Here is a 6147-nt window from a genome sequence, read left to right on the forward strand (position 1 = left end):
GTTCTTATCTAGGGACGACTAACACTTAGTTGCTAGTTTTTTACTTAGCCCACTAGGTTACAAACCTCGCGCCGAGATTAAATCGCCCCTAGATTGAACAAATTTCAATCCACAAAGGTCAACACGCCCTAGGGATTCACAAGAGATAGGAAGTCTGTGAAAGCAATTAAAACAATCATAAAATATAAAGTCATCAGCTTTTTATTATTATTTCATATTAGCTCGCTTGCCCTACCACTGTACTTAGATACATATACAAATGAGCAAGGTTTATCGCAAAATTCAATTACCTGCAGTACCACTGATGAAAAGGGATTTCATTGGTTTTCGACCCAAGGCGGCTTAAACCGATTCGATGGATATGAATTTAAACACTATAAATTCAACCCTTCACAACCGAGTATTTCGGGGAATTGGATTACAGACTGCCTGAATTTAGGAAACGGCCAACTTTGGTTTGCGACAACAAGCAACGGCCTCAACTTATTAAATACTGAAACAGGAAATTTTAGTGTTTTTAACCAGTATTCAACCCCCTCTATTACAAACGAACGCATTTCAGCAATTATCTCTAATTCCCCCGAAACAATTTGGATTGGTCACGATAAGGGGCAACTTACTCGGTTAAATACAAACACAAATACTACCGAATTATTTACTTATCAAGACATCAATCAATTAAATGTTGTTTTTAAAGATATGCTTTTTGATGACAAAAAAAACCTTTGGTTAGCAAGTAATATTGGGCTTATTAAATTCGATTCAATAACAAATCAGTTCACACACATACCTAATAGCCCAAAACAACTCTGGCAATTAAAAAAAGCATCAAACGGCCAGTTAATTCTAGGAGGCAAAACTGGTCTAAGTGTTTTTGACTTAAACACACTCGCATTTTATAACTTTGAGCAACTCAAAAATGTTTGGGTAACTGATATGCTTATTGATGATGAAAAAAACTTATGGGTAAGCACTTATGGTCATGGTCTTTATTATCAAACTAAAGACATTTTATTAAGTAAAGAGTTTCAGCAACTTACTCACTCTCCAAATTTAAAACATGGCTTAGCTAACGACCACCTATTGTCACTTTACCAAGACCCTCAAGGTATTATTTGGATTGGTACAGACGGCTATGGGTTACATCGCTATGATAAAAGGCAGACTCAGTTTGGTCATCAAAAACATCAAAGCAATAACCTGGCTTCAATTTCGAATGACTTTGTAAGAGCAATACTCAAAGACAGCAACAACTTACTTTGGATTGGCACACGCGATGGCCTTAACAAGCAAACTAATAATGGTTTTAAACGTTATAAAGTGAATGAAAACCCTACAACGGGCTTAACTAACAACAATATATTTAGTTTTTATGAAGATGCCAAGAAGCGCTTATGGATAGGCACATACGGCGGTGGTTTACTACTTTATAACCCAGTTAATGATAGTTTTTCAGCTTTTACAGTGCAAAGTCATCAACTCAGTAGTAACCGTATTTATGCAATCGAGGGCGATGAAAATGGTAATTTGTGGCTGGGCAGTAATGAAGGATTAACGCGTTTTAACCCCGATACATTGCAAGTTACACACTTTAAATACAGCACAGATAAAAATAGTATCTCAAATAATACTGTTTTTAGTATTACTTATGACAGCTACAACAATATTATATGGGCTGGAACCCGTGCAGGGCTCAATAAACTTTCTTTAAATGATGAAATATTTACTCATTACCAAAGCGATCTTAAAAAGCCTAATAGTTTAACGCACGACATGGTTACATCCTTGCATTTACAAGATAAAAACACTTTATGGGTAGGTACTTTTGGCGGGCTCAATAAATTAAATATCCCAACAAACAACGTTATAAAAATTACCGAGTTCGATGGCTTACTTAATGATAATATTTTTGCAATTAAACAAGATAGCAACGGCTACTTGTGGCTCAGTAGTAATCAAGGGCTAACCCGTTATGCTGCTAAGACTCAAAAAATGCAGCATTTTTTACCCGCAAATGGAGCGCAGCATAATTCATTTATTTTAGGTGCCGCTTTTCAAGCCGATGATGGCGAATTATTTTTTGGTGGTATTAATGGTTTTAATCAATTTGATCCGTTAAAACTAACTCTAGCAACCCAACCTCCAGAACCCATTATTACAGACTTACTTATTTATAACCAGTCAGTCGCGACGCAGCAATATATAAAAGCCAATACTCAAGTGGCTAAGCTTATAAGCTATACAGACAGACTCTTTTTTAAAGAAGAAGATGGAGTTATCGGTTTTAAGTTTTCTGCTTTAAACAGTGCAGAGCCCCCTTCTCAATACCAATATGCTTACAAGTTAGCTGGATTAGATAAGCAGTTTTTATACGCAAACAAAAATCAGAGGCAAGTTAGCTATTCTCAACTTCCCGCTGGAAGCTATCACTTTATTGTAAAAGTTAAAGACCAATACGGCCAATGGAGTGATGATAAAACGATGGTTGCGCTTACGGTTACTCCACCTTGGTGGAAGAACAATGTCGCTTATGTCACTTACATCATTATCGTATTATTTATAATCTGGTTAATTATAACCGCAAGGTATAGAGCTAAAATAGCAGAACAAGCTAGTTTAAAAGAGCGAGAGCTTAGTAACTTAAAAACTCAACTATTAGATAACGTTAGCCATGAGCTTAAAACACCATTGAGCTTAATATTAGCGCCACTTGAGAGTTTACAAAAAAGCCATAAAGATTCAGACACTCAACAAAAACTAGCGATGATTCATCGCAACAGTCATAAATTATTAGATCAAATAAATCAACTTTTGCAATTAAGCCAACGCCCTAGTTCAGCAGTAAAATACGTAACGCCCTATGCTATAAAGCCATTGATAATACAGCTAATAGAAGACTTTACTCCTCTATTTGAACAAAAAGATATTACATTCGAGTTTAAAGATTTAACGCAGCAGAGTATTTACCTTGAGTTAGAGCATGAACATATAACTTCAATTATTAGTAACTTATTGAGTAACGCTCACAAATACACAACAAACACAGGAAAAGTGCTACTTCAACTATCAGCTCAAAATAAAACTTTTGTAATATCTGTATCAGACACGGGTGTCGGTATAGATAAAGAGCACCTTGAAGCAATTTTTCAACGTTTTACACGTATAAATACCAATAATCAAAGTGGCAGCGGTATTGGCTTAGCGCTAGTAAAGCAGCTCACCGAGCAATACGCAGGCACCATAAATGCAACAAGTAAAATAAATAAAGGTAGCTGCTTTACGGTTTCATTGCCAACAGCTCAAAAACAAGAAGCGTCCAACCTCACAGTGCTTACTACATCTAAAAACGACAATGAACGTAGCGCAAAAAGTAATAAAATTCTTATTATTGAAGATAACGACGAAATGCGTGACTTACTGACTTCTCTCTTTATTAACAGCTATGAATGCATAAGTGCATTCAATGGCAAACAAGGCTTAGCATTATGTACAAATGAAATGCCAGATTTAGTGATAAGTGATGTAATGATGCCCGTTATGGATGGTTATCAGTTTATTAAAGCACTGCGCAGCGACACGGCTATTAGCCACATTCCAGTTCTATTGCTTTCAGCAAAGGCTGATACTAACAGTAAACTAAAAGGCCTAGACTTACTTGCAGATGATTATTTAAGTAAGCCTTTTGAGCCGCAACTTTTACTAAGCCGCGTTCAAGGGTTATTAACGATTAGAGAAGTGCTTAATCAACATTTAAAACAGCAGCTACCGGCTTTATCACAAACAATCCAACTCGACCCACAAATGGTACAAAGTAAAGACTACATATTTACCCAGCGTGTAAAAGCAATAGTAAAAGAGCATTATCAAGACGAAGCGTTTAGCGTAGAAGAATTTGCAGCAGCGCTTTACCTGAGCCCTCGCGCTTTGCAATTAAAAATGAAAGCCTTGTATAACTTAACACCTAGCGACTACATTCGAAACATTCGTTTAGAATTCGCAGAAGAACTTTTGAAAAACAGTAATCTTGCAATAGGATTAGTTGCGCAACAAGTCGGCTTTAATTCACAAAGTTATTTTGCTCGCTGCTTTAAAGCAAAATATGCAGTGTCGCCTAAGCAATTTCGTGAAAAAAGATTAAAAACTTCGCCTGTGTGACCAAACACTTCGCGCCAGTACTATTTTTAACTTACTGATTTAACTAAATTAACATGAATATAAATATTAAAGGGAATGCACAACATTTCCTTTAAGCATATTAATTAAGGACAGTCATATGTTAAAAGCACCACAAAAACTACTATTAACTGCACTATTAACGACCACTCTGAGCGCTTGTCAAAGCACTTCAACCAATGTGACATCGGGTCAAAACTCACCTGATATAAATGCAGTTGCACAGGAACAATACAACGGTCCAAAAGCCCGAATTGCAGTTGCACGCTTCACCGACAAATCAAATAATTCAAAATGGTGGCGTAAAGAAATAGGCGACGGTATGGCGGATCAATTAACTACCGCTCTAGTATCAACAAATCGTTTTATTGTTTTAGAGCGCCAAGCGCTTGATGCGGTTTTATCAGAACAAGACCTAGCAGCCTCCGGTCGCGTTAGTGCATCATCGGGTGCCGCTTATGGTGAGATTGAAGGCGCTGAAATAGTCGTGATTGCTGCGGTAACAGAATTTGATGACGATAGCTCTGGTGCAAGTGTTGGCAGTGGCGGCTTTATCGGTGATGTATTTAGCTCTGTATCTGCCGGTTTTTCGGGTTCACATATGGCAATTGATCTACGCCTTATAGACACTCGCACATCACGCATTTTAGCTGCAACGAGTGTTGAAGGGGGTAGTAAAGATTTTGATTTCACAGGCGCTGCAACCAATTTTGGTGGCGCACTCGTTGGTGGCAATATTAGTGGATGGTCTGATACCCCTAAAGAAAAAGCCCTGCGTGAAGTTATTATTAAAGCGGTTGAGTTTTTAGAAACTAAAATCCCAGATACCTACTATCGCTATAACAGTAACAATACTTTAGCACCGGGTTACACTGCGCCGCCACCAGCAACTAAACGCGCAGAAACAGCCAGCAAGAGCGCTGTAACAGTTGATGTACCAACCCACAGAATGCCACATTATGAGAAAATGGATTTAGCAATGTCGCGCCTAAGCTTAGTGTGCTTGGGTTACCTAAGAAACCAGCCTGATTACGAAGAGTTTGAAACACAAGATGTTGAATACGATCGTAAAACAGTTATCGCACTTCGTGAGTACCAACAAGACAAAAAACTAAAGGTAACGGGTTTAGCTGATGAAACAACTAAAAAGTCACTTGATGACAGTGGTTGTATTGCCAAAACGAACAAATCTAGCCTCGAAAGTATAAGTAACATGTTTAAATTTAATTAATGGCTTTGGCTTGGGTAGCTAATAAAAAGAGCTACCCAAGTACTCACTATCTAGTTAGCGCCTTTAACAAGTGGTACTCCGTTATTACCTACCGGAATATAAACAGTTGTATGATTAGGTGACTCAGCCATTTTTATTTGTGCATTAATAGCTTCATGTTGAATGTAATTAGCTGTTAGTGTTGCGTTAATGATCTTCTGAGCTTGAGCAATCCCTTTGGCTTCTTCAACCCTAATTTCAGCGTCTTTTTTGGCAATCTCTTTTTGTGTTTCTTTTTCCGATAATAGCTGCTGAGCTGCCAATTTTTTCTCAACTGCATTAGCAACAATATCGGGGTAATTAATATTGCCTACTACAACGTTTGCAAGTTTAAACGGCGTTGTCGATAAATAACTTTGCAGGCGCAGAGTCACTTCCTTCGCAATTTTCTCACGATTTGTTTTAAGCTCGCCACTATCGTATTTTTGTACTGTATCGCGCACATACGTTCTGAAAGTTTCACGTACAAAGCGTTTATACCAATTTTCGGCGCCGTACTGCTCTACCACAGTTTTAACAGTGCCACTCTCAATAGCAATAACAGCATGAAAATCAAATTTAATATTTAAATCAGGCATTGATCAGACCCCTAGGCAACTTTTTGGATTTTATATAAATGCAACGCATGTCCACCAATGAGCCTTATTATTTTTTCCCTGAACTCATCAAAACCATCCAAGCTAATTTTGTCGCCTTGCTGGAGT

2 protein-coding genes and 1 pseudogene are annotated in these 6147 nt (G+C 37.6%); 2 read left to right on the forward strand and 1 reads right to left on the reverse strand.

Annotated features, from left to right (window positions below; translation table 11 throughout):
- Window positions 1-156 precede the first annotated feature (156 nt).
- Together CWB66_RS09950 and CWB66_RS09955 are read left to right on the forward strand one after the other, a co-directional pair.
- Entirely contained in the window at window positions 157-4155 is a 3999-nt protein-coding gene (locus tag CWB66_RS09950; RefSeq protein ID WP_138585259.1) for a hybrid sensor histidine kinase/response regulator transcription factor, read from the forward strand.
- A gap of 118 nt (window positions 4156-4273) precedes the next feature.
- Window positions 4274-5404, forward strand: a complete 1131-nt coding sequence (locus CWB66_RS09955) for a CsgG/HfaB family protein (protein ID WP_138585260.1) — start codon at window positions 4274-4276, stop codon at window positions 5402-5404.
- 50 nt (window positions 5405-5454) lie between these two features.
- Here CWB66_RS09955 and CWB66_RS09960 read toward each other — a convergent pair.
- A pseudogene (locus CWB66_RS09960) lies at window positions 5455-6015 on the reverse strand (SPFH domain-containing protein); the annotation flags it as partial.
- Window positions 6016-6147: the final 132 nt, after the last annotated feature.

Source organism: Pseudoalteromonas sp. S558 (assembly GCF_005886635.1).
Lineage (GTDB): Bacteria > Pseudomonadota > Gammaproteobacteria > Enterobacterales > Alteromonadaceae > Pseudoalteromonas > Pseudoalteromonas aliena.